Genomic DNA, 22,536 nt, shown 5'->3' on the forward strand with positions numbered 1-22,536 from the left:
CGCGCGGACGCGCGTCGAGCCGACGTCGCGCGAACGAGCAGCAACCGTGCGTTCCCGGCGGTCCTGGCCGTCCACAGGCCCGCGTCTGGTCCATCCCTCCACACGGGGCCGTCGAGGTCTGGCGGCCGGACCGTCCCGACCACCACCGTGGTGCGCGGAGGTGAGCCATGGGAGCGAAGGACGCCGTCGGGCGGTACGGGGAGAGGGTGGCTGCGGCCCACCTGGTCGAGGCGGGGTGGACCCTGCTCGACCGCAACTGGCGCGGGCACGGAGGAGAGCTCGACGTCGTCGCGCTCGACGGTGACGTCGTCGTGGCGGTCGAGGTCAAGACCCGCCGGGGGACCGCCTACGGGCACCCCGCGCAGGCCGTCACACCGCTCAAGCTCGCGCGGCTGCGCCGCCTGACCGGGGAGTGGCTCGCGACGCACGACGTCCGGGCGCGCTCGGTGCGGATCGACGTCGTGGCCGTCCTCGTGCAACGCGCCGGGGCCGCGCACGTCGAGCACCTCGTGGGGGTGAGTGCCTGATGGCGCTCGGGATCACCCGGGCCGTGGCGCTCGTGGGGCTCTCCGGGCACGTGGTCGAGGTGCAGGCGCACCTCGCGGCGTCGGTACCGGGCTTCGTGCTCGTGGGGCTGCCGGACACGGCGCTCAGCGAGTCCCGCGACCGGGTCCGTGCCGCCGTCGCGTCGTCGGGCCTCACGTGGCCCCAGCGCAAGATCACCGTGAACCTGTCACCGGCGGCGCTGCCCAAGTCGGGCACCGGGTTCGACCTCGCCATCGCCGTCGCGACGCTGGCGGGGGCACAGCTCCTGCCCGCCTCGGCGGTCGAGGGCGTCGTGCACCTCGGTGAGCTCGGGCTCGACGGCCGGCTGCAGCCGGTCCGGGGCGTGCTGCCCGCCGTCGCGGCCGCGGTGGACGCGGGCTACCGCGACGTCGTCGTGGCCGCCGCCGACGTCGCCGAGGCGAGCCTCGTCCCGGGCGCGCGCGTCGTCGGCGCGGTGAGCCTCGCGGACGTCGCGCGGCTGCACGGCGCCGAGCTCGACGGGCCCGGAGCGGTCGATCCGGTCGTGCCGGCGCGTCCCGCGGTGGCACGCAGGCGCGAGGGCGACCTGTCCGACGTGCTCGGTCAGGACGAGGCGCGGCACGCGCTCGAGGTGGCCGCCGCCGGCGGGCACCACCTGCTGCTCGTCGGTGCGCCCGGCGCGGGCAAGACGATGCTCGCCGCCCGGCTGCCCGGCATCCTCCCCGACCTCACGGAGAGCGAGGCGGTCGAGGTCACCTCCGTGCACTCGGTCGCGGGCGTCTTCGACCCGGGCGGCGGGCTCGTCCGCCGGCCGCCGTACGAGGACCCGCACCACACCGCGACCCCCGCGGCGATCGTCGGCGGCGGTACCGGGGTCCCGAGGCCGGGTGCGGCCTCGCGGGCGCACCGGGGCGTCCTCTTCCTCGACGAGGCGCCCGAGTTCGGCGCGCGCGTGCTGCAGACGCTGCGCCAGCCGCTCGAGCACGGGGAGCTCGTCATCCACCGCGCAGCCGGCTCGGCGCGCTACCCCGCCCGGTTCCAGCTCGTGCTCGCGGCGAACCCGTGCCCGTGCGGCCGGAGCGTGGGCAAGGGGCTGGACTGCACGTGCAGCGCGGTCGCGCAGCGGCGGTACTTCGGTCGGCTCTCGGGCCCGCTGCTCGACCGTGTCGACGTCCAGGTCGAGGTGCGTCCGGTGACGCGCGTCGAGCGGGCGTCGCACGTCGCGCCCGAGTCGAGCGCGACCGTGGCAGCACGGGTGCGCGCCGCCCGGGAGGCCGCCGCCCTGCGCCTCGCCGGGACGGGTTGGCGCACGAACGCCGAGGTGCCGGGGACGTGGTTGCGCGAGCGGCTCGGGCCCGACCCGGGCCTCCTGCGGGACGTCGACGCGGCACTGGACCGCGGGACGCTCAGCCTGCGCGGTGCGGACCGCGTGCTGCGGCTCGCGTGGACCGTGGCCGACCTCGCGGGCCGGGACGCACCGTCGCGGGCCGACGTCGGCGCCGGGCTCGCGCTGCGGACGCGGGGCTACCGTGCGTGAGGGGCGGGAGGGTCCGACGGTGAGCGGTCGGCCGGCCTTCGACGTCACCGACGAGCGTCTCGCGCGCGCGGCCTGGTCCCGGCTCGCCGAACCGGGTGACGAGGTGGCGGGCGCGCTCGTCCGCTCGCTCGGCGCCCCCGACGCCCTCTCGTGGGTGTACGACGCCGTGAGCGACCCCGCCGAGGCGAGGCGGGTCCTCGTCGCCGCCGCGGGGCAGCACCCTTTCGCGGCAGCACGTCCGGACGGCCCGGTCACGAGAGATCTCGCCGCCGTGGTGGGCTCGCCGGGAGACGCCCGGAGCGTCCACGAGGCCGGCACCGACGACCGTCCTGCGGCCCCCGTCGCGCGCGTCCTGCGCGCCGTCTCGCGCTGGGCACCCCGCCTCGACGGGCTGGACCCGCGTCGCGAGCTGCGCGTGCTCGCCCGGCTCGGCGGATCTCTCGTCATCCCCGGCGACCCCGCCTGGCCGACGAGCGTCGACGACCTCGGCGCCTCGGCACCGTTGTGCCTGTGGGTCCGCGGCGTCCCGGACCTCGCGGCGCTCGCGAGGCGGTCCGTCGCGGTCGTGGGCGCCCGTGCCTGCACCGACTACGGCCGGTACGTCACGGGGGACGTCGCGACGGGTCTCGCGGGCCGTGGCTTCACCGTCGTGTCGGGAGGCGCCTACGGCATCGACGCCGCCGCCCACCGGGGCGCGCTCGCGGCCGAGGGCGCGACCGTCGCGTTCCTCGCCGGCGGTGTCGACCGGTTCTACCCGGCGGGCAACGTCGAGCTCCTGCGTGCCGTCGTCGACTCGGGCGGCTCCGTGGTGTCCGAGGTCCCGCCCGGCTCGGTCCCGAGCCGTGTCCGGTTCCTGCTGCGCAACCGCCTCATCGCGGCGTTCGCGTCGGCGACCGTCGTGGTCGAGGCGGCGTGGCGCTCGGGCTCGCTGAGCACGGCGGCTCGCGCGGCCGAGCTCTCCCGTCCTGTCGGTGTCGTGCCCGGCCCCGTGACGTCGGTGGCGTCCTCAGGGTGCCACCGGCTCCTGCGCGACGGGGCCGCGGTGTGCGTGACCGACGCCGACGAGATCGCCGAGCTGGCCGGGGCTCTCGGGCAGGACGCGGCGCCGTCCGGACCCGCCCCCGGCCAGGCCCGGGTCGCGCCCCACGACGGCCTCGACGCGGTGGAGACGCGCGCGTGGGACGCGTTGCCGCTGCGTTCGGGCAAGCCCGTGGAGTCCGTCGCGCGGGCTGCGGGGCTCGCGGTGCCGGAGACGGTCGCGGCGCTCGGTCGGCTCGAGCTGGTGGGCCTCGCCGACCGGGTGCCGGGCGGATGGCGCCGCGGCGACGTGCGCGCCCGGTCCCGCCCCTGAGGTGGGCGGCGGCCCGTGGGCCGTGAGGGAGGGCGACGCGGAGAGCCTCCGGCGGGGTGCCGCGTCGCCGCGGCACACTGGGGGAGTGTCTGAGGACAGGGAACAGCAGCCCGCGACACCGGAGCCGGCGCCGCACGTCACGGGGGAGGCGCCGGCCATGCCCGCGCTGCCGCGTGGCCTGCAGGTCGCGCTCGAGGAGTTCGCCACGTACCTGGAGGTCGAGCGGGGTGCGTCCGCGCACACCGTGCGGGCTTACGTGGGGGACGTCGACAGCCTGCTGCGGCACGCAGTCCGGCACGGCGCGGTGACGCTCGCTGCCGTGGACCTCGCGGTGCTCCGCTCGTGGCTCACGGTCCTCTCCGAGCGTGGTCTCGCCCGCACGACGCTCGCCCGCCGCGGGGCAGCGGCCCGGGCGTTCTTCGACTGGGCGCGCACGACCGGTCGCGTCGCGGCGGACCCGGCGGCGCGGCTCGCCAGTCCTCGCGTCGCGCGCACCCTGCCGACCGTCCTCGCCGTCGACGCCGCGGCGCACCTCCTGGACGTGGCTCGGGCAGCCGCCGACGAGGGGGACCCTGCCCGGTTGCGTGAGTGGGCCGCCGCCGAGCTGCTCTACGGCGCCGGGGTGCGCGTGGGCGAGCTCGCGGGCGTGGACGTCGACGACGTCGACCTGGACCTCCGCACCGTGCGGGTGCTGGGCAAGGGCGCCAAGGAGCGTGTCGTGCCGTTCGGCGTCCCGGCCGCCCGTGCCGTCAAGCGCTGGTTGGTCGAGGGGCGGCCGGTGCTCGTCACCGACCGCTCCGGTGCGGCGCTCTTCGTCGGGGACCGTGGGGGCAGGTGGGGCCAGCGGCAGGTGCGTGACGCGGTGCACCGCCTCGCGGCGGCGGCCGGCGTGGACGACGTCGCCCCGCACGACCTGCGCCACAGCGCCGCCACCCACCTCCTCGCGGGGGGATCGGACCTGCGCAGCGTGCAGGAGATCCTCGGGCACTCGTCGCTCGCGACGACGCAGCGCTACACCCACGTCACGGCGGAGCGGCTGCGCAGCTCCTTCGAGCAGGCGTTCCCGCGCGCGTGAGGCCGGGGCGGCGGCCGACCGGCGGTGCCAGTCGTGCCAGCCGTGCGGGCCGTCAGGACAGCGGGAGGAGCACGATCGGCGGCCGGTCGCCGAGCAGGGCGAGCGGGTCCACGTAGCGCTCGCCGCGGCGCACCCCCCAGTGCACGCACGTCCCGGCGCAGTGACCGCCGTGCTGGGACGCCGTCGCGCCGCCCTCGCCCGGGACCTCGGTCGCCCCCACGACCTCGCCGGTCGCCACGCGCATGCCCGGACGCACGTCGGTGACCACGGGTTCGAGCGAGGTCCGCAGGCCGTCGTCGTGCGAGATCACGACGACGCCGCGCCCCGCGACGGGTCCCGCGAACGTGACGACCCCGGCGGACGGTGCGCGCACCGCCTCGCCCGGGGACGCCGCGAGGTCGACGCCGCGGTGGCCGGGCAGCCAGTCCTGGGCGGGCGGGTCGAAGGGCGCGAGCACGTCCAGGGCGTCGAGCGTCCGGTCGAGCGGAGGCACCCAGACGGCGGCCCCCGGCGCCGGTGCGGCACCCGCACCAGGAACGGGCACGGCCGACAGGAGCACGAGCGCGACGACGAGCGGGGCGAGGGCTCCGCGCCGGCGCGGGGTACCTCGGGGAGCGACGGACGAAGCAGCGGTGCGGCGGCCGGCGACGTGGCGCGCCGCGGGGCGGTGCGGTCTCATCCGGACAGCGTGCCGTCTCGGCAGGAACCCTTCGGCCGTCGCGCACGGTGCTGTGGACGACGACAGGTTCGTGAGCCACCTGTGGTCGGCCCTGCGGCCAGCCGTCACGCCGTCCGCCCGCACCCGAGCCGCCGGCGTGGCGCCCGAGACGCCGAGCCGTCACACCCGGTGAGCCCTCGGGGCGCCCGGTCCGGGCGCCCCCGCGGCCCGTCCGTCCGCCGTGCGGCGCGGGGTCGGGTAGACTCGACCGCGCGATCGGCACGACCGTGAGCCACCTCGACACACCGTCTCGCACCTTCGGGTGAGGGGCGGGAGGCGGCAGGCCGCGTCGGTCGACTTCGCGCGTCACGTTCCGCCCTCGTCCCGGCCTCTGTCGGGTGCTGGGCGGGCCGCGTCCGGCGTCGGTCCTGCTCGTGCGAGCGAGCGGGCGTCGGCTCGGGTGGCGCCAGGGGTGCGTACCGCCGTGGTCCGCACCGACCAACCGCAACGCGGCCCACCTCGCGAGGGGGCCGCCCAGAGCGTGCGTGCACCGGGAGGATCCCGGGCCGCACGGTGAAAGGACGTGTCATGGCCGTCGTGACCATGCGCCAGCTCCTCGAGAGCGGTGTCCACTTCGGACACCAGACCCGCCGTTGGAACCCGAAGATGAAGCGGTTCATCCTCACGGAGCGCAACGGCATCTACATCGTCGACCTCCAGCAGTCGCTGTCGTACATCGACCGCGCCTACGAGTTCGTCAAGGAGACCGTCGCCCACGGCGGTTCGATCCTCTTCGTCGGCACCAAGAAGCAGGCGCAGGAGCCCGTCGCGGAGCAGGCCGCGCGCGTCGGCATGCCGTACGTGAACCACCGCTGGCTCGGTGGCATGCTCACGAACTTCACCACGGTGCACAAGCGTCTGCAGCGCCTCAAGGAGCTCGAGGAGATCGACTTCGACGACGTCGCCGGCTCGTCGCTCACCAAGAAGGAGCTCCTCGTCCTGCGCCGCGAGAAGGACAAGCTCGCGCGGACGCTCGGCGGCATCCGTGACATGGCGAAGGTCCCCTCCGCCGTGTGGATCGTCGACACGAACAAGGAGCACCTCGCGGTCGACGAGGCGCGCAAGCTCCACATCCCGATCGTCGCGATCCTCGACACCAACTGCGACCCGGACGTCGTGGACTACAAGATCCCGGGCAACGACGACGCGATCCGCTCGGTCACGCTCCTCACGCGCGTGATCGCGGACGCCGCCGCCGAGGGTCTGCTCCAGCGCCACTCCGGTCGCTCGGGTGCCGAGGCCGAGGCCGGTGCCGACGCCGAGCCCCTGGCCGAGTGGGAGCGCGAGCTCCTCGCCGGTGCCGAGCAGCAGCTCGAGTCCGACGAGGCGGCCGCGAACGCGTCCGCCACCGAGGGCGCCTCCGGTGCCGAGGAGGCCGTGGCGCCGGGTGCGGACGCCGCACCGGCGGTCGAGGCCGCAGCCGAGGCCGCCGAGGCCGAGGTCGAGGCCGCTCCCGCCGCGGAGGCCGCCGAGGCGCCCGCCGCCGAGGAGGCTCCGGCCGAGGAGGCCCCCGTCGCCGAGGCCACGGAGACCGACGAGTCCAAGTGACGTCCCGGGGCGCGCGGCGAGCAGGTCTCGCCGCGCGCCCCGCGACGCGCCTGGACGCGCGACGTCCGGCCGGCCCGTCACGCACCACCCAGCACGTACCCGTGACACACCACGAGTGAGGACCCACCATGGCGAACTACACCGCCGCTGACATCAAGGCGCTGCGCGAGCGCACCGGCGCCGGCATGCTCGACGTCAAGAAGGCTCTCGACGAGGCCGGCGGCGACGCCGACAAGGCGCTCGAGATCATCCGCGTCAAGGGACTGAAGGGCGTCGCCAAGCGCGAGGGCCGTTCGACCTCCGAGGGCCTCGTGGCCGTCGACATCCGCGACGTCGAGGGCGGCCAGGTCGCGACCCTCATCGAGCTCAACTCCGAGACCGACTTCGTCGCGAAGAACGAGACGTTCATCAGCCTCGCCGACCGCGTGCTCAAGGCGGCCGCGGAGGCCGGCGCGCGCGACGCCGACGCGGCGCTCGCCGCGGACGCCGGTGGCGAGACCGTCCAGGAGGTCATCGACAACCAGGCCGCGACGCTCGGCGAGAAGATCGTCCTGCGCCGCGTGACCCGCGTCGCGGGCGAGCGCGTCACCGCGTACCTGCACCGCACGGCTCGTGACCTCCCGCCGTCGATCGGCGTCGTCGTGGCGACCGACGCGGCCGGCGAGGCCGTCGCGAAGGACGTCGCCCAGCACGTCGCCGCGATGTCGCCGACGTACCTCTCGCGCGACGAGGTCCCCGCGGACACCGTCGAGAACGAGCGCCGCATCGCCGAGGAGACCTCGCGCAACGAGGGCAAGCCCGAGGCCGCGCTCCCGAAGATCATCGAGGGTCGCCTGAACGGCTTCTTCAAGGACGTTGTCCTCGTCGACCAGCCGCTCGCGAAGGACCCCAAGAAGACCGTGGGCCAGGTCGTGTCCGAGGCCGGCGGCACGATCACGGAGTTCGTGCGCTACCGCGTCGGCGCCTGACGTCCTCGCAGGCCCGGTCCTCCCGCTCGTCGCGGGAGGGCCGGGCCATGCCGCACCCGGGCCTCCCGCCGGGGCGCCGCCCCGAGGCGGGCCGCGGCCACAGCCCTTCCCGCGACGACTCGACCCGCACGCCCCACCGGGCGACGACCAAGGACAGGTGGCGACAGTGAGCACAGCCGACCAGACCCGTGACGGTTCCGACGGCGCGACCCCGCGTCGCGTCCTCCTCAAGCTGTCGGGCGAGACGTTCGGCGGCGGGCAGATCGGGCTCGCGCCCGACGTCGTGCAGCGGGTCTCCCGCGAGATCGCCGACGCGGTCGCCCAGGGGGTCCAGGTCGCGATCGTCGTCGGCGGCGGCAACTTCTTCCGCGGGGCCGAGCTGTCGCAGCGCGGCCTCGACCGGGCGCGTGCGGACTACATGGGCATGCTGGGCACCGTGATGAACTGCCTCGCGCTCCAGGACTTCCTCGAGCAGGCGGGCGTGAAGACGCGCGTGCAGACCGCGATCACGATGGGCCAGGTCGCCGAGCCCTACATCCCGCTGCGCGCGATCCGGCACCTCGAGAAGGGCCGCGTCGTGATCTTCGGCGCCGGGGCCGGCATGCCGTACTTCTCGACCGACACGGTCTCCGTCCAGCGCGCGCTCGAGACGCACTGCCACGAGGTCCTCATGGGCAAGAACGGCGTGGACGGCGTCTACACGGCCGACCCGCGCAAGGACCCGACGGCCGAGAAGCTGGACCACCTCACGTACACGGACGCGCTCGTCAAGGACCTGGGCGTCATGGACGCCACGGCCCTGAGCCTGTGCCGCGACAACGACGTGCGCATGCGCGTCTTCGGCATGGGCGAGCCGGGGAACGTCACCCGGGCCCTCGTCGGCGAGAATATTGGGACACTGGTCACGGCGAGCTGACGAACAGCTCGCAGACGACGAGACGTGACCGACCGAACGAAGGAGCACTGGGTGATCGACGAGACCCTCCTCGAGGCCGAGGAGAAGATGGACAAGGCGGTCGAGGTGGCCAAGGAGGACTTCGCCACCATCCGCACCGGCCGGGCGAACCCCGCGATGTTCAGCAAGATCACCGTCGACTACTACGGTGCGCCGACCCCGCTGCAGCAGCTCGCCTCGTTCCAGACCCCTGAGGCCCGCACGATGATCGTGTCGCCGTTCGACAAGAGCGCGATGTCGGCCATCGAGAAGGCGCTGCGCGACTCCGACCTCGGGGTGAACCCGTCGAACGACGGCAACATCATCCGGGTCGTGCTCCCTGCCCTCACCGAGGAGCGTCGTCGGGACTTCGTGAAGCTCGCGAAGTCGAAGGCCGAGGACTCGCGCGTCTCGATCCGCAACGTCCGTCGTCGCGCGAAGGAGGAGCTGGACCGCATCGCGCGGGACGGCGAGGCCGGCGAGGACGAGGTCGCGCGTGCGGAGAAGGAGCTCGAGGGTCTGACGAAGCAGCACGTCGACCAGATCGACGCTCTCCTCGTCGGCAAGGAGACCGAGCTGCTCGAGGTCTGAGCCGTCCGGCTCCCGAGCACCGTGCCCATGTCAGACATCTTCCCGTCCACCGCCGGCGCCGACCCGTCCGCGGGACGGTCCGTCGGTCCGGAGACCGGTGGGGCGGCCGGCGGACGCGCGCCGCGGGCCGGGCGCAACCTCCCGGCGGCGATCGCGGTGGGCCTCGGTCTCCTCGTCGTCGTCGCCGCGAGCCTCGCGTTCCGGCCCGAGCCGTTCGTCGCCCTCGCCGTCCTCGCCGTCGGCGCGGCCGTCTGGGAGCTCGCCAAGGCTCTCGAGCGCCGTGACCTGCACGTCCCCGTGCTGCCCCTGCTCGTCGGGACCGTCGGGATCCTCGTCTCGTCGTACTACTCGGGTCCCGAGGCGCTGCTCGTCTCGTTCATGCTCACCGTCGCGGGCGTCGTGGTCTGGCGCGTCATCGACGGGTCGGGCACGGCCGCCGTGCGCGACGCCGCCGCGGGAACCTTCGCGGCGGCGTACCTGCCCTTCATGGCGGGGTTCGTCATGCTGCTCCTGGCCCAGGACGACGGCCGCGTCAAGGTGCTCCTGTTCATCCTGCTCGCCGTCGCGAACGACGTCGGCGGGTACGTCGCGGGCGTGCTGTTCGGACGCCACCCGCTCGCGCCGTCGGTCAGCCCGAAGAAGTCGTGGGAAGGGCTCGCGGGCTCCTTCGTCCTCGCGACCGGCGTCGGCGTCGTCGGGGCCGTCGTGGGCCTCGGCGCGAGCCCTCTCGTGGGCGTCGCGCTCGGCATCCTCGCGCCGCTCACGGCGACCGTCGGCGACCTCGCCGAGTCGATGATCAAGCGGGACCTAGAATTGAAGGACATGGGGTCGCTCCTGCCCGGTCACGGAGGCATCCTGGACCGCCTCGACTCCATGCTCCTCACCGCACCGTTCGTCTACGTGCTGCTCACCATGGCCGTGTGACCACGGCACGCCCCGCCCCCCACGCTTGGACCTCCCCATGACCGTCCGCCCGCCCGCCCCGCCCCCGGCCCGCTCGGTCCGCCCCTCGGCGGAGTCGACGCCGCTACCGCTCGTCATGTCCGCGCCGCGGCGCGGCAAGCCGCCGCGGCACTTCGCCGACCTCGCTCCCGAGGAGGTCCGCGAGGCCGTCGTCGCGCTGGGCGAGAAGCCGTTCCGGGCGAAGCAGCTCGCGACGCACTACTACGCGCACCTCACGCGCGACCCCGAGGCGATGACCGACCTGCCGAAGGCGTCGCGCGACGTCCTCACCGAGGCGCTCTTCCCCCCGCTGCTCACCGCTGCGCGCCGCATGGAGGCCGACGGCGGGACGACGGTCAAGACGCTGTGGCACCTGTTCGACGGCGCCAAGGTCGAGTCCGTGCTCATGCGCTACCCGCAGCGCACGACCCTGTGCGTGTCGAGCCAGGCGGGCTGCGGCATGGCGTGCCCCTTCTGCGCCACCGGACAGCTCGGGCTCACGCGCAACCTGTCGATCGCGGAGATCGTCGAGCAGGTCCGCGCCGCAGGGCGCGCGCTGGCCGACGGTGAGATCCCGGGCGGTCCGACCCGCCTCAACAACCTCGTGTTCATGGGCATGGGCGAGCCGATGGCGAACTACAAGGCCGTCATGGGCACCGTGCGCCGGCTCGTCGCTCCCGCCCCGGACGGTCTCGGGATGTCGGCGCGCAACATCACGGTCTCGACCGTCGGCCTGGTCCCGGCGATGCGCAAGCTCGCCGACGAGGGCGTCCCGGTGACGCTCGCGCTGTCGCTGCACGCGCCCGACGACGACCTGCGCAGCGAGCTCGTGCCCATCAACACGCGGTGGAGCGTCGACGAGACGCTCGACGCCGCGCGGCACTACTTCGAGGTCACCGGTCGCCGTGTGAGCATCGAGTACGCGCTCATCAAGGACATGAACGACCACGCGTGGCGCGCCGACCTGCTCGGCGAGAAGCTCAACGCGCGCGGCCGCGGCTGGGTGCACGTCAACCCGATCCCGCTCAACCCGACCCCGGGGTCGATCTGGACCGCGAGCGACCCTGCCGTCGAGGCGGAGTTCGTGGCACGATTGCGCGGGCACGGGATCCCGACGACGATCCGTGACACCCGCGGCAGCGACATCGACGGCGCCTGCGGGCAGCTCGCTGCAGAGGAGGACGAGTGAGTTCGCTGTTCACCACGGTCTCGAAGACCCGGAACGGGTACGACCCGGAGGAGGTCGACGACTTCTTCGAGCACGCACGTGACGTGTACGAGGGTCGTGCGTCGGACCGGCTGACGAGCACCGAGATCCAGACGTCGGTGTTCGACCTGATCCGGGGCGGCTACGACACGCACGAGGTGGACGCGGCGCTCGACCGGCTCGAGGGGGCGTTCATCGCCCGCCAGCGCGCGGAGTACGTCGCGGCGCACGGGCAGCAGGCCTGGATGAACGCGCTCGCCGAGCGCGCCCGCACGCTGTACGGGCGCCTGGGTCGGCCCGACGGCGAGAAGTTCGCGCCCGCCGAGCGCGGCAAGCCCGCGTACGACATGGACGACGTCGACGACCTGTGCGACCGGCTCGTGGCCTACTTCGACCGCCAGGTCCCGATCACGGCGGCGGAGATCCGCTCGGCGACGTTCGGGCGCGCCCGCGGCCGCGACGGCTACGCGGAGGGCGCCGTCGACGCGTTCTTCGCGCGGGCCATCGAGGTGCTGCTCGGCGTCGAGTGACGCAGCACGGGACCCCGGCGGCCCGGGCCGCGGTGGCGGCGGCGGGCCCGGTCGGACCGACGGCCGTCTCGTGACGGCCGACCCGCGCACCTCGACGCACGTGGTCGTCCAGCGGGCGGTGGCGTGGCTCGCTGTGGTCAACGCCCGCCATCCCTGGAACCACAACGAGCACTATCACCCCTGGGTCGCACGCCGCGTGCCCCGGGGTGCTCGTCTCGCTCTCGACGTGGGGTGCGGCGCTGGAGCCCTGCTCGGGGTCCTGCGCGGGCGCGTCGAGGCGGTGCACGGCATCGACCCCGACGCGCGGATGGCGGACGCCGCGCGGGCGCGCTTCGACGGCGACCCGCGGGTGACGGTCCGGCAGACGGCGTTCGACGGCGTCGGCTCGCCGGGGGACGTGCTGCGCGCCGACGGCCGTGCCTCCGTGGACGCCGCTCCGGAGGCCTACGACGTCGTGACGATGGTGGCCGTCCTGCACCATCTCGACCTCGAGGACGCGCTCGCACGGGCCCGGGACCTGCTCGCGCCCGGTGGCAGGCTCCTGGTCGTCGGCCTGGCGCGCACGGCCTCGTCCCGCGACGTCGCCGTCGACGTGGCCTCGGCCGTGCTCAACCCGCTCGTCGGGCTCGTCAAGCACCCTCGTCGTGCGCGGCCGGGCGACCCCGGGGTCGACGCGCCGGGGATGCCCGTCCGTCACGCGGACCGCTCGGTCGACGAGATCGTGCAGGCGGCTCGTCCGCTGCTGCCGGGCGCGCGGGTCCGGCGTCGGCTGTTCTTCCGGTACACGCTGGAGTGGACGAGCCCTGGCCGGAGGTGACCGGACCGGCATGGCCCGGCCGGCGCCGTCGGGCCCGTGTGCCGCGCCGGCGGCCGGTGCCGCGGTGTCCGGGAGACCTGGGAAGATGGTGCCCATGCCCGACCGCTCGTCCACCGCGCCCCGCTCCCTGACGATCCTCGGGTCGACCGGATCGATCGGGACGCAGGCGATCGACGTCGTCCGGTCCCACCCGGGGCGGTTCCGCGTCGACGCGCTCTCCGCCGGTGGCGGGGACGTGGGACTGCTCGCGCGCCAGGCCGCCGAGCTGGGCGTCGCGGCGGTCGCCGTGGCCGACGCCGCCCGCGCGAGCGCGCTCGAGGCAGCGCTCGCCGACGCGTTCGCGGGTCGAGGCGCGGCACCTGAGCTGCTCGCCGGACCGCACGCCGCCGCGGAGCTCGCGGGGCGGGGGAGCGACGTCGTGCTCAACGGCGTCACCGGCTCGGTCGGGCTCGGTCCGACGCTCGCCGCTCTGCGCGGCGGGTCGATCCTGGCCCTCGCCAACAAGGAGTCGCTCGTCGCGGGCGGCGCGCTCGTCCGTGCCGCCCAGCAGCGCGCGGACCAGATCGTGCCCGTCGACTCCGAGCACTCCGCGATCGCCCAGTGCCTGCGCTCGGGTGCGCGCGGCGAGGTGCGACGGCTCGTGCTCACCGCGTCGGGCGGACCATTCCGCGGCTGGGCCGCGGACGACGTGAAGGCCGCGACCGTGGACCAGGCGCTCGCGCACCCGACGTGGTCGATGGGCCCGGTCGTGACCGTGAACTCGGCGAGCCTGATGAACAAGGGCCTGGAGCTCATCGAGGCGCACCTGCTGTTCGACGTGCCGGTCGACGACATCACGGTCGTCGTGCACCCGCAGTCCGTCGTGCACTCCATGGTGGAGTTCGTGGACGGCTCGACCATCGCCCAGGCGTCGCCCCCGGACATGCGCCTGCCGATCGCGCTCGGCCTGAGCTGGCCCGAGCGTCTCGACGTCGTGACGCCGCCGTGCGACTGGTCGCGGGCGACGTCGTGGACGTTCGAGCCGCTCGACGACGCCGCGTTCCCCGCCGTGGGCCTCGCGCGCGCGGCGGTGGCGACGAGCGCGACCCACCCTGCCGTGTACAACGCGGCGAACGAGGAGGCCGTCGCGGCGTTCCTCAGCGGGCGCGCAGGTTTCGGTGACATCGTGACGACCGTCGAGCGCGTGCTCGCAGCCCACGAGGGAACCGCGGCGGACCGCGTGACGTTGGACGACGTGTCCGCTGCGGAGGACTGGGCGCGGACACGCGCGAACGAGCTGCTGGACCGGCGTTGAGCGCGGCCCGGCGGGACCGAAGGAACGAGGACCGGTCGGTGAGCGACGGGTCGAGGGACGGGTTGAGGAACGCATGGCAGTCGTGATCGGCGTCGCCGTCTTCGTGCTGGGGCTCGTGGTGTCCATCGCCCTGCACGAGGTGGGCCACATGGTGCCCGCGAAGAGGTTCGGCGTGCGCGTGAGCCAGTACATGGTCGGCTTCGGCCCCACCCTGTGGTCGCGCCGCAAGGGGGAGACCGAGTACGGGGTCAAGGCGATCCCGCTCGGCGGCTACGTCCGCATGGTCGGGATGATGCCGCCCGCCCCGGCCGGCGCGCGCCCGCGCGGCCAGGGCTTCTTCTCCCAGGTGGTGGCCGACGCGCGCGACGCGAGCACCGAGGAGATCCGGCCCGGCGAGGAGCACCGGGCGTTCTACAACCTGTCCGCGCCGAAGAAGGTCGTCGTCATGCTCGGCGGCCCGTTCATGAACCTGCTCATCGCCGTGGTGCTCACGCTCATCGTGTTCGTCGGCATCGGTCTGCCCGCCGCCACGACGACGGTCGCGAGCGTCACGCCGTGCGTCTCGGGGACCGTGACCGCCGAGCAGGCGCAGTGCGCGGCGGGGGACCCGGAGTCGCCGGCGGCGGCGGCCGGGCTCGAGCCCGGCGACACGATCGTGTCCTTCGACGGCGCCCCGGTCGGCTCGTGGGACGAGCTCTCCGGGATGATCCGGGGAGCCGCTGACGAGACCGTCCCCGTGGTCGTCGAGCGCGGCGGCGAGGACGTGACGCTCTCGATCACGCCCGTCGAGGTGCAGCGCCAGGTGGTCGCCGAGGACGGCACCCCCGTGGTCGACGACGCGGGGGAGCCCGTGACGGAGCCCGCCGGTTTCGTCGGGTTCACGCCGACCGCCGAACGGCAGTCACTCGGGGTCGGCACCGCGCTCGAGGCCACGTGGCAGCAGGTGAGCGGCACGGCCGCGATCGTCGTGACCCTCCCGGCCAAGGTCGCCGACGCCGTGCACGCCACGTTCACGGACGCGCCGCGCGACCCGAACGGCGTCGCGAGCATCGTCGGCGCGGGGCAGGTCGCGGTCGACATCGCGGGCAGCGACAGCGAGGTGGTCGCGCAGATCCAGCAGTTCCTGCTCCTGCTCGCCGCCCTCAACGTCGCGCTGTTCGTGTTCAACCTCATCCCGCTCCTGCCGCTCGACGGCGGGCACGTGGTCAACGCGCTCTACGAGGGCGCCAAGCGCACGGTCGCGCGCGTGCGCGGCCTCCCGCGCCCCGGTCCGGCCGACGTGGCGCGCACGATGCCCGTCGCGTACGTGATGTTCGTCGTGCTCATCGGGGTCGGGGCTCTGCTCATCCTCGCCGACATCGTCGACCCCGTACGCCTCTCGTAACCCTCCCGATCGTTGAGTGCTGGGGATTTGACGTCCAAAGCCCCGGGAGACGACAAATCTCCAGCACTCAACGGTCGGTTGGCCGCCCTGTGGCAGCGCGCGGTCAGACGTCCTGTGGAGGTTCCGCGACGATGTGCCGGACCGGCCGGGAAGGTGACCTCCCGGACCCGCCCGACGTGCCCCGTCGGGCACGGTCGCGGGGGATACTAGGGACGTGAGCGTACCCATCAGCCTCGGAATGCCTGCTGCCCCGCCCCCGGTCCTCGCGCCGCGACGCCCGACCCGCAAGATCAAGGTCGGCAAGGTCGAGGTGGGCGGCGACGCGCCGATCAGCGTCCAGTCGATGACGACGACGAAGACGACGGACATCAACGCGACCCTCCAGCAGATCGCCGAGCTCACGGCGTCGGGCTGCGACATCGTGCGCGTCGCGTGCCCGACGCAGGACGACGCGGACGCGCTGCCGGTGATCGCGAAGAAGTCGCAGATCCCCGTCATCGCGGACATCCACTTCCAGCCGAAGTACGTCTTCGCGGCGATCGAGGCCGGGTGCGCGGCCGTGCGCGTCAACCCGGGCAACATCCGCCAGTTCGACGACCAGGTCAAGGAGATCGCCCAGGCGGCGAAGGACCACGGCACGTCGCTGCGGATCGGGGTCAACGCGGGATCGCTCGACAAGCGCCTGCTCGCGAAGTACGGCAAGGCGACGCCCGAGGCGCTCGTCGAGTCGGCCGTGTGGGAGGCGTCGCTGTTCGAGGAGCACGACTTCCACGACTTCAAGATCTCCGTCAAGCACAACGACCCCGTCGTCATGGTCCGCGCCTACGAGCTGCTCTCGCAGGCGGGGGACTGGCCGCTGCACCTCGGGGTGACCGAGGCCGGACCGGCGTTCCAGGGCACGATCAAGTCCGCGACCGCCTTCGGCGCGCTGCTCAGCCAGGGCATCGGCGACACGATCCGCGTGTCCCTCTCGGCCCCGCCGGTCGAGGAGGTCAAGGTCGGCAACCAGATCCTTCAGGCGCTCAACCTGCGCCCGCGCAAGCTCGAGATCGTCTCGTGCCCGTCGTGCGGGCGCGCGCAGGTCGACGTCTACACGCTCGCGGAGAAGGTGACCGCCGGCCTGGAGGGCATGGAGGTCCCGCTGCGCGTCGCGGTCATGGGCTGCGTCGTCAACGGGCCCGGCGAGGCGCGCGAGGCCGACCTCGGCGTCGCGTCCGGCAACGGCAAGGGCCAGATCTTCGTCAAGGGCGAGGTCGTCAAGACCGTGCCCGAGTCGCTCATCGTGGAGACGCTCATCGAGGAGGCGATGCGCATCGCCGAGACGATGACCCCCGAGAACGACGCGCAGGCCGGTCCGCCGGTCGTCACCGTGGGCTGAGCGGCGGTGGCACGCTGGCGTCCGTCGGTCCCGGCCCTGAGGCCGCGGGCCGGGTCGGACGCGCGCGAGCTCTCGGACGCCGACGTGCCCGAGGCTCTCGCGGTGTGCGCGACCGACCCCGTGGGCTCGGTCCTCGCGGCCGCACGCCTCGAGGTCGCGCTGCGCGTCGGTCTGCGGGCCGCAGGTGGGCACGCGTGGGGCTTCCCCGCGCAGGGCCCCCTCGAGGCGGTGTGCTGGGCGGGTGCCAACCTCGTCCCGGTGGTCCCGCCGACGCTCGACGACGCGGGACGACGTGCCGCGCTGGTCGGCTTCGCGGCGTTCGCGCACCGCGCCGGCCGCCGCTCGTCGTCGATCGTGGGGGAGCGCGAGGCCGTCCTCGCGCTGTGGGGCGTCCTCGCGGAGACGTGGCCCGCGCCGCGCGAGGTCCGCGCCGACCAGCCGTCGCTCGCCATCGACCGCGCGCCCGACGTCGACCCGGACCCGTCCGTGCGCCGCTCGACCGTCGCCGAGGTGCCCGTCGTGCTCCCCGCGTGCGTGCGGATGTTCACCGAGGAGGTCGGGTACTCGCCCGTCGAGGGCGGCGGCCGGGCCTACGAGGAGCGGGTGCGCTCGCTCGTCGCGGCGGGCCGGTCGTTCGTGCGGCTCGCGGGGTCGGGAGCCGGGAGCCACGTGGTGTTCAAGGCGGAGCTCGGCGCGGTGACGGACCGGGTGGCCCAGGTGCAGGGCGTGTGGGTCGACCCGCGGTATCGCGGCCGCGGGCTCGCCGCGCCCGGGATGGCGGCCGTGGTCTCGCTCGCGCGCGCGACGCCGCCCGGCTCGTCGGTGCGTCCGCCCGTCGTGTCGCTCTACGTCAACGACTACAACTCCCGGGCCCTCGCGACGTACCGCCGCGTCGGCTTCGAGCAGGTGGGCACCTTCGCGACCGTCCTGTTCTGACCGAGGTCACTTGAGCAGGCGCGACAGGCGACGGTCGGCGAGCACCTGCCCGCCGGTCTGGCACGTCGCGCAGTACTGCAGGCTCCGGTCGGCGAAGCTCACCTCGCGCACCGTGTCCCCGCACACGGGGCACGGCTGGCCGGTCCGCCCGTGGACGCGCATCCCGGACCGCTTCGCGTCCTTGAGCTCCGCGGCCGGCCTGCCCGACGACGCCGCGACGGCCTCGCCGAGCACCTCGCCGACCGCGGCGTGCACCCGGGCGACCTCGTCCGGCGTGAACGAGCGCGTGAGCTTGAACGGGCTCGTCCGTGCGGCGTGCAGGATCTCGTCGGAGTAGGCGTTGCCGATCCCCGCGATCGAGGACTGGTCGCGCAGGAGACCCTTGACCTGCTGGTTGCGCGCGGCCATGAGCCCGCCCAGCGCCTCCGCGGTGAAGCCCGGGTCGAGCGGCTCGATCCCCAGGGTCTCGATCGCCCGCACCTCCGACGGGTCCCGCACGACGTGCACCGCGAGCCGCTTGCGCGTGCCGGCCTCCGTGAGGTCGAAGCCGGAGCCGTCGTCGAACCGGACGCGCAGCGCGAGCACGGCGATCCGCCCGCCCCCGCTGCCCCCGAGCTTGGGCTTGACGGGCGTCGTCGGCGCCTTCTCGGACCAGCGCAGCCATCCCGCGCGGGCGAGGTGGAAGACGAGGTGCAGCTCGGCGTCGTCGGGACGGTGCGGCGCGGCGACCGTCCCGAAGCCTGGCGGTCGCGCGAGGACCAGGTCGAGCCACTTGCCGTGGCGTCGCGCCCCCGCGACGACCCGGCCGACGAGCGCCGTGACGGGCGGGTCGAACGTCTTGAGCGCGGAGATCTGGGCCACGTCCGTGGCGACGACCGTGCGGCCCGTCGTGCGGTCGTCGAGGAACCGGACGAGGGCCTCGACCTCGGGGAGCTCGGGCATGGGGACATCCTCCCCGCCGGTAAGGTGTGCCGCATGTCTTCCGTCACGTCCGGCGCGCGCGCCGCGGGTCCTGCCCGCGTCCGGGGCGCCGACCTCCTGCGCCTGTCCACCTTGTTCGTCCGGACGCTGCGCGAGGACCCGGCCGACGCCGAGGTCGCGAGCCACCGGCTCCTCGTCCGCGCGGGCTACATCCGCCGCGCCGCCCCCGGCATCTACACCTGGCTCCCGCTCGGCCTGCGCGTGCTGCGCAAGGTCGAGGCCGTGGTCCGCGAGGAGATGGCCGCGGCGGGCGCGCAGGAGGTGCACTTCCCGGCGCTGCTGCCCAAGGAGCCGTACGAGGCGACGGGCCGGTGGACGGAGTACGGGCCGAACATCTTCCGGCTCAAGGACCGCAAGGACGGCGACTACCTCCTCGCGCCGACGCACGAGGAGATGTTCACGCTCCTCGTCAAGGACCTGTACTCGTCGTACAAGGACCTGCCGCTGACGATCTACCAGATCCAGACGAAGTACCGCGACGAGGCACGCCCGCGTGCCGGGCTCATCCGCGGGCGCGAGTTCGTCATGAAGGACGCGTACTCGTTCGACGTGTCCGACGAGGGCCTCGAGCGCTCGTACGAGGCGCAGCGCGCCGCGTACCGGCGGATCTTCGAGCGCCTCGGGCTCGAGTACGTCGTCGTGGCGGCGACGTCGGGCGCGATGGGCGGCTCTCGCTCGGAGGAGTTCCTCACCCCGACGGCGATCGGCGAGGACACCTTCGTGCGCTCCGCGGGCGGGTACGCGGCGAACGTCGAGGCCGTCGTCACGCCCGTGCCCGACGCGGTCGACTACGCCGACGCGCCCCCCGCGCACGTCGAGGACACGCCGGGCACCCCGACCATCGACTCGCTCGTCGCGTTCGCCAACGAGCACCACCCCCGCGGCGACCGGGCGTGGACCGCCGCGGACACGCTGAAGAACGTCGTGCTCGCCGTGACGCACCCGGACGGGCGTCGCGAGGTCGTCGTCGTCGGCCTGCCCGGCGACCGCGAGGTCGACCTCAAGCGCGTCGGCGCGGCCTTCGAGCCCGCCGAGGTGGAGCCCGCGACGGACGCGGACTTCGCCGCGCACCCCGAGCTCGTCAAGGGCTACCTCGGCCCGCAGGTCCTCGGCCCCAACGTCCAGCGCGAGGCGCCGGACGCGCGCGACGACGCGGGCGTCGACGAGCCCGTGCGGCACTCGATCCGCTACCTGCTCGACCCGCGCGTCGTCGCGGGCACGCGCTGGATCACCGGCGCCAACCAGGACGGGCGCCACGTGTTCGACCTCGTCGCCGAGCGGGACTTCTCCGCCGACGGCACCGTCGAGGCCGCCGAGGTGCGCGCGGGCGACCCCGCCCCCGACGGGTCGGGACCGCTCGAGCTCGCGCGCGGCATCGAGATCGGCCACATCTTCGCGCTCGGCCGCAAGTACGCGCAGGCGCTCGGGCTCACGGTGCTCGACGAGAACGGCAAGCAGGTCGTCGTGACGATGGGCTCCTACGGCGTCGGCGTGACGCGCGTGCTCGCGGCTCTCGCGGAGGCGAACCACGACGACGCCGGGCTCGCCTGGCCCGCGCACGTCGCCCCGGCGCACGTGCATGTCGTCGCCACCGGCAAGGACCAGACCGTCTTCGAGGAGGCCGAGCGTCTCGCGACCGAGCTGGCCGCGCGCGGCATCGAGGTCGTCTACGACGACCGCCCGAAGGTCTCCCCGGGCGTGAAGTTCAAGGACGCCGAGCTGCTCGGCGTCCCGCTCCTGCTCGTCGTCGGCCGCGGTCTCGCGGACGGCGTCGTCGAGGTGCGCCCGCGCGCGGGCGAGGCCGTGCAGGTCGCGGTGGGCGACGCCGTCGAGCACGTCACGCAGCAGGTCGACGCGCTGCTCGCCTGACGCCTCGCTCGCTGCGCCGGGGACGCCGGAGCAGGGCCCGTCAGGAGGCGGGCTGCTGCTCCGGCATCCCGGGGAACGCCACGGGCGACGCGCCCCAGGAGAGCGCGGCGAGCCACGAGTCGGTGAGCAGCGCGAGCGCGTCGCCCCGGGACTCAGGGGCGGCGGTCGCGACGAGCGACGCGTAGGACGCCGTGAGCTCGGTCTCTAGCCGTCGGGCGAGCGTGGTGACGTCCTCGCCGTCGGGCAGGGCGTAGGCCGTGCGGCGCGGGTCCTGGTCCGTGCCGTCGGTGCCTGCCGCGAGCGCCCACGCCTGTGCTCGCGCGCGGTGCTGCGCGGCGCGGGCCACGGCCGTGGTGCGGACCTCGCCGTCGACCTGGGCGCCGCGCACCTCGAGCGCGTACCCGGCCGCGTCCTCGGCGGCGACGAGCGTCGCGAGGTCCGCGGCGCCGACGCCCGACGGGGCGTCCTCGACGGGGGCGACCGCGACGTCCAGGTCCGCCGCGGCCGCGGAGCCCGTCGCGGCGGCGAGGCGTCGCGCCGAGACGTGCTCCGACGTCGCGACCGACGCGAGGAGGCGGGCGAGCTCCGGGTCGTCGGTCAGGTCCGCGGAGGCGCGCGTGCGCTGCGCCGCCCCCACGAGCGCCGTCACGACGTCGTCCGTGGTGGGCGTGGCGACGGCGTCGGGCGTCCCCTCGTCGGTGTCGGCACCCCCGCCGTCCTCAGCGCTTCCTGCGTCGTCGGCCCCGGCGGCTCCGTCGCCCGGGTCCCCGACCGCCGGCGAGGTGGTGACCTCGACCGGTCCGGGGGGGTCGCCGTCGTCGGTCGCCGTGGGCTCGGGGAGGCCCGAGTCGTACACGCCGCCGAGCGCCTGCACGTGCTGCTCGGCGAAGCGGCGCGCCTCGTCGAGGGCCGCGAGCGCGGTCGGGTCGGTGACGGTCGGTGCGACGGACGCCGCGAGCTCCTCGACGGCGAGCGCGTCGTCGACGGCGGTCCGGCGGACGACCTCGTGCACGTCGGGGCTGGGCTCGGTCGGCTCCGGGGTCTCGAGCCGCACACCGCACCCCGCGACGAGCAACGAGGCCACGAGGGCGAGGGCCGCGAGCACCGGCAGTCGTCGACGGTCGGGCGCGACGGGCCGAGGGCTGCGCGGGGCGACCCGCCCGGAGGCTCCGGGAGAGGGGCGGGCAGCGGTGGCGTCGGGTGTCATCGGGGGCGATGATGTCATGTTCCGGGTGCGCGAGTCGTTACGCTGGACCCTGGTCGAGCAAGACAGCACAACAACACACCGGTCGTATCCGTGCCCGGCGTGGGAGCGGACAGGAGCTGAGTGATGGCAGGGCAGGCGGGCCGACAGGCCGCTGGGCAGACCGGCGGCAGCGGCGGTGACGCGCTCCGGGAGAGCGTGCGGCGGGGACTCGAGCCGGTGGTGAGCGAGGCAGGGCTCTACCTCGAGGACGTCACGGTCTCCCGCGCCGGTGCGCGGTCCGTGGTCCGGGTGGTCCTCGACCTCCCCGAGGACGCGCAGGGCAGCCTCGACCTCGACGCGGTGGCCGAGGCGACGCGCCCGATCTCCGCAGCGCTCGACGAGCTGGACGCGCTCCCCGGCGCCTACACGCTCGAGGTCTCGACGCCCGGCACCGACCGGCCGCTGACCGAGCGCCGGCACTACCTGCGTGCCCGCGGCCGGCTGGTACGGCTCGTGCTGACCGACGGGGGGTCCGTCGAGGGGCGGCTCCGGGCCGTCGACGACGCGGGGCTGCACCTCGACGTCGCCGGTCCGCGCGGCGCGACGACCGACCGCGTCGTCCCCCTCGGGGACGTCGCGCGCGGGCAGGTCCAGGTCGAGCTGAAGCGTGCGCTCGAGGCCGACCTGCCGGAGCTCGACGCCGACGACACGGCGGATGCCGACGACGAGACCGCGGGCCGCGGTCCCCACGACGAGGAGGTCTGA

21 protein-coding genes are annotated in these 22,536 nt (G+C 74.6%); 18 read left to right on the forward strand and 3 right to left on the reverse strand.

Annotated features, from left to right (window positions below):
• The first annotated feature begins 167 nt into the window (after positions 1-167).
• From V5D56_RS12110 to V5D56_RS12125, 4 genes are all read left to right on the forward strand, one after another.
• Positions 168-527, forward strand: coding sequence for a YraN family protein (locus tag V5D56_RS12110; RefSeq protein ID WP_435735582.1), 360 nt, complete (start codon positions 168-170; stop codon positions 525-527).
• Entirely contained in the window at positions 527-2,062 is a 1,536-nt protein-coding gene (locus V5D56_RS12115) for a YifB family Mg chelatase-like AAA ATPase (protein ID WP_435735583.1), read from the forward strand. The genes V5D56_RS12110 and V5D56_RS12115 overlap by 1 nt, the downstream gene beginning before the upstream one ends.
• Before the next feature lie 19 nt (positions 2,063-2,081).
• Positions 2,082-3,413, forward strand: coding sequence for a DNA-processing protein DprA (gene dprA / locus V5D56_RS12120; protein ID WP_435735584.1), 1,332 nt, complete (start codon positions 2,082-2,084; stop codon positions 3,411-3,413).
• Between the two features lie 157 nt (positions 3,414-3,570).
• On the forward strand, positions 3,571-4,488 hold the full coding sequence (locus V5D56_RS12125) for a tyrosine-type recombinase/integrase (RefSeq protein ID WP_435739017.1): 918 nt from the start codon (positions 3,571-3,573) through the stop codon (positions 4,486-4,488).
• Between the two features lie 52 nt (positions 4,489-4,540).
• Here the strand turns inward: V5D56_RS12125 and V5D56_RS12130 are convergent, their stop codons facing one another.
• The gene (locus V5D56_RS12130) at positions 4,541-5,167 is read right to left on the reverse strand and encodes a murein hydrolase activator EnvC family protein (protein WP_435735585.1); all 627 of its coding nucleotides are present in this window, start codon (positions 5,165-5,167) and stop codon (positions 4,541-4,543) included.
• A 567-nt stretch (positions 5,168-5,734) separates the two neighbouring features.
• On the opposite strand from V5D56_RS12130, the gene rpsB reads away from it, so the two are divergent.
• From rpsB to V5D56_RS12190, 12 genes are all read left to right on the forward strand, one after another.
• Entirely contained in the window at positions 5,735-6,754 is a 1,020-nt protein-coding gene (gene rpsB, locus V5D56_RS12135) for a 30S ribosomal protein S2 (protein WP_435735586.1), read from the forward strand.
• 128 nt (positions 6,755-6,882) lie between these two features.
• Positions 6,883-7,722 carry a translation elongation factor Ts gene (tsf, locus tag V5D56_RS12140; RefSeq protein WP_435735587.1) on the forward strand — a complete coding sequence of 280 codons (840 nt, stop codon included), beginning with the start codon at positions 6,883-6,885 and terminating at the stop codon, positions 7,720-7,722.
• A 157-nt stretch (positions 7,723-7,879) separates the two neighbouring features.
• Entirely contained in the window at positions 7,880-8,638 is a 759-nt protein-coding gene (gene pyrH, locus V5D56_RS12145; protein ID WP_435735588.1) for a UMP kinase, read from the forward strand.
• A gap of 51 nt (positions 8,639-8,689) precedes the next feature.
• Positions 8,690-9,247, forward strand: coding sequence for a ribosome recycling factor (frr, locus tag V5D56_RS12150; protein WP_435739018.1), 558 nt, complete (start codon positions 8,690-8,692; stop codon positions 9,245-9,247).
• Between the two features lie 27 nt (positions 9,248-9,274).
• On the forward strand, positions 9,275-10,171 hold the full coding sequence (locus V5D56_RS12155) for a phosphatidate cytidylyltransferase (RefSeq protein ID WP_435735589.1): 897 nt from the start codon (positions 9,275-9,277) through the stop codon (positions 10,169-10,171).
• A 115-nt stretch (positions 10,172-10,286) separates the two neighbouring features.
• The gene (gene rlmN, locus V5D56_RS12160; RefSeq protein WP_435739019.1) at positions 10,287-11,378 is read left to right on the forward strand and encodes a 23S rRNA (adenine(2503)-C(2))-methyltransferase RlmN; all 1,092 of its coding nucleotides are present in this window, start codon (positions 10,287-10,289) and stop codon (positions 11,376-11,378) included.
• On the forward strand, positions 11,375-11,926 hold the full coding sequence (locus V5D56_RS12165) for a DivIVA domain-containing protein (protein WP_251150665.1): 552 nt from the start codon (positions 11,375-11,377) through the stop codon (positions 11,924-11,926). Before rlmN ends, V5D56_RS12165 begins: the two co-directional genes overlap by 4 nt.
• 70 nt (positions 11,927-11,996) lie before the next feature.
• On the forward strand, positions 11,997-12,743 hold the full coding sequence (locus V5D56_RS12170) for a class I SAM-dependent methyltransferase (RefSeq protein ID WP_435735590.1): 747 nt from the start codon (positions 11,997-11,999) through the stop codon (positions 12,741-12,743).
• A 94-nt stretch (positions 12,744-12,837) separates the two neighbouring features.
• Complete coding sequence (gene dxr, locus V5D56_RS12175) at positions 12,838-14,037, forward strand: 1-deoxy-D-xylulose-5-phosphate reductoisomerase (protein WP_435735591.1); 1,200 nt, start codon at positions 12,838-12,840, stop codon at positions 14,035-14,037.
• A 73-nt stretch (positions 14,038-14,110) separates the two neighbouring features.
• Positions 14,111-15,421, forward strand: a complete 1,311-nt coding sequence (locus V5D56_RS12180) for a M50 family metallopeptidase (RefSeq protein WP_435735592.1) — start codon at positions 14,111-14,113, stop codon at positions 15,419-15,421.
• A 238-nt stretch (positions 15,422-15,659) separates the two neighbouring features.
• Positions 15,660-16,799 (forward strand): flavodoxin-dependent (E)-4-hydroxy-3-methylbut-2-enyl-diphosphate synthase, encoded by a 1,140-nt coding sequence (ispG, locus tag V5D56_RS12185; RefSeq protein WP_435735593.1) that lies wholly within the window; start codon positions 15,660-15,662, stop codon positions 16,797-16,799.
• A gap of 6 nt (positions 16,800-16,805) precedes the next feature.
• A complete protein-coding gene (locus V5D56_RS12190) occupies positions 16,806-17,735 on the forward strand; it encodes a GNAT family N-acetyltransferase (RefSeq protein ID WP_435735594.1) in 930 nt (309 codons plus the stop codon).
• 6 nt (positions 17,736-17,741) lie between these two features.
• Here V5D56_RS12190 and V5D56_RS12195 read toward each other — a convergent pair whose 3' ends face one another.
• Positions 17,742-18,677, reverse strand: coding sequence for an Fpg/Nei family DNA glycosylase (locus V5D56_RS12195; RefSeq protein ID WP_435735595.1), 936 nt, complete (start codon positions 18,675-18,677; stop codon positions 17,742-17,744).
• Between the two features lie 33 nt (positions 18,678-18,710).
• Here V5D56_RS12195 and V5D56_RS12200 point away from each other — a divergent pair, with 33 nt between their 5' ends.
• Positions 18,711-20,585 carry a proline--tRNA ligase gene (locus tag V5D56_RS12200; protein ID WP_435735596.1) on the forward strand — a complete coding sequence of 625 codons (1,875 nt, stop codon included), beginning with the start codon at positions 18,711-18,713 and terminating at the stop codon, positions 20,583-20,585.
• A gap of 40 nt (positions 20,586-20,625) precedes the next feature.
• Here the strand turns inward: V5D56_RS12200 and V5D56_RS12205 are convergent, their stop codons facing one another.
• The gene (locus tag V5D56_RS12205) at positions 20,626-21,792 is read right to left on the reverse strand and encodes a DUF4439 domain-containing protein (protein ID WP_435735597.1); all 1,167 of its coding nucleotides are present in this window, start codon (positions 21,790-21,792) and stop codon (positions 20,626-20,628) included.
• A 123-nt stretch (positions 21,793-21,915) separates the two neighbouring features.
• Between V5D56_RS12205 and rimP the strand changes: the two genes are divergently transcribed.
• A complete protein-coding gene (gene rimP / locus V5D56_RS12210) occupies positions 21,916-22,536 on the forward strand; it encodes a ribosome maturation factor RimP (protein ID WP_435735598.1) in 621 nt (206 codons plus the stop codon).

The organism is Cellulosimicrobium sp. PMB13 (assembly GCF_051294865.1).
GTDB lineage: Bacteria > Actinomycetota > Actinomycetes > Actinomycetales > Cellulomonadaceae > Cellulosimicrobium.

What these genes read in the sequence shown, in the direction of transcription:
- V5D56_RS12115 (WP_435735583.1), top strand. Translation starts at nt 527, where the DNA reads ATGGCGCTCGGGATCACCCGGGCCGTGGCGCTCGTGGGGCTCTCCGGG.
- V5D56_RS12110 (WP_435735582.1), top strand. Translation starts at nt 168, where the DNA reads ATGGGAGCGAAGGACGCCGTCGGGCGGTACGGGGAGAGGGTGGCTGCG.
- ispG (WP_435735593.1), top strand. Translation starts at nt 15,660, where the DNA reads ATGCCTGCTGCCCCGCCCCCGGTCCTCGCGCCGCGACGCCCGACCCGC.
- rlmN (WP_435739019.1), top strand. Translation starts at nt 10,287, where the DNA reads ATGTCCGCGCCGCGGCGCGGCAAGCCGCCGCGGCACTTCGCCGACCTC.
- V5D56_RS12125 (WP_435739017.1), top strand. Translation starts at nt 3,571, where the DNA reads ATGCCCGCGCTGCCGCGTGGCCTGCAGGTCGCGCTCGAGGAGTTCGCC.
- V5D56_RS12195 (WP_435735595.1), bottom strand. Translation starts at nt 18,677, where the DNA reads ATGCCCGAGCTCCCCGAGGTCGAGGCCCTCGTCCGGTTCCTCGACGAC.
- V5D56_RS12155 (WP_435735589.1), top strand. Translation starts at nt 9,275, where the DNA reads ATGTCAGACATCTTCCCGTCCACCGCCGGCGCCGACCCGTCCGCGGGA.
- V5D56_RS12130 (WP_435735585.1), bottom strand. Translation starts at nt 5,167, where the DNA reads ATGAGACCGCACCGCCCCGCGGCGCGCCACGTCGCCGGCCGCCGCACC.
- dxr (WP_435735591.1), top strand. Translation starts at nt 12,838, where the DNA reads ATGCCCGACCGCTCGTCCACCGCGCCCCGCTCCCTGACGATCCTCGGG.
- V5D56_RS12205 (WP_435735597.1), bottom strand. Translation starts at nt 21,792, where the DNA reads ATGACACCCGACGCCACCGCTGCCCGCCCCTCTCCCGGAGCCTCCGGG.
- rpsB (WP_435735586.1), top strand. Translation starts at nt 5,735, where the DNA reads ATGGCCGTCGTGACCATGCGCCAGCTCCTCGAGAGCGGTGTCCACTTC.
- V5D56_RS12180 (WP_435735592.1), top strand. Translation starts at nt 14,111, where the DNA reads ATGGCAGTCGTGATCGGCGTCGCCGTCTTCGTGCTGGGGCTCGTGGTG.
- V5D56_RS12200 (WP_435735596.1), top strand. Translation starts at nt 18,711, where the DNA reads ATGTCTTCCGTCACGTCCGGCGCGCGCGCCGCGGGTCCTGCCCGCGTC.
- rimP (WP_435735598.1), top strand. Translation starts at nt 21,916, where the DNA reads ATGGCAGGGCAGGCGGGCCGACAGGCCGCTGGGCAGACCGGCGGCAGC.
- tsf (WP_435735587.1), top strand. Translation starts at nt 6,883, where the DNA reads ATGGCGAACTACACCGCCGCTGACATCAAGGCGCTGCGCGAGCGCACC.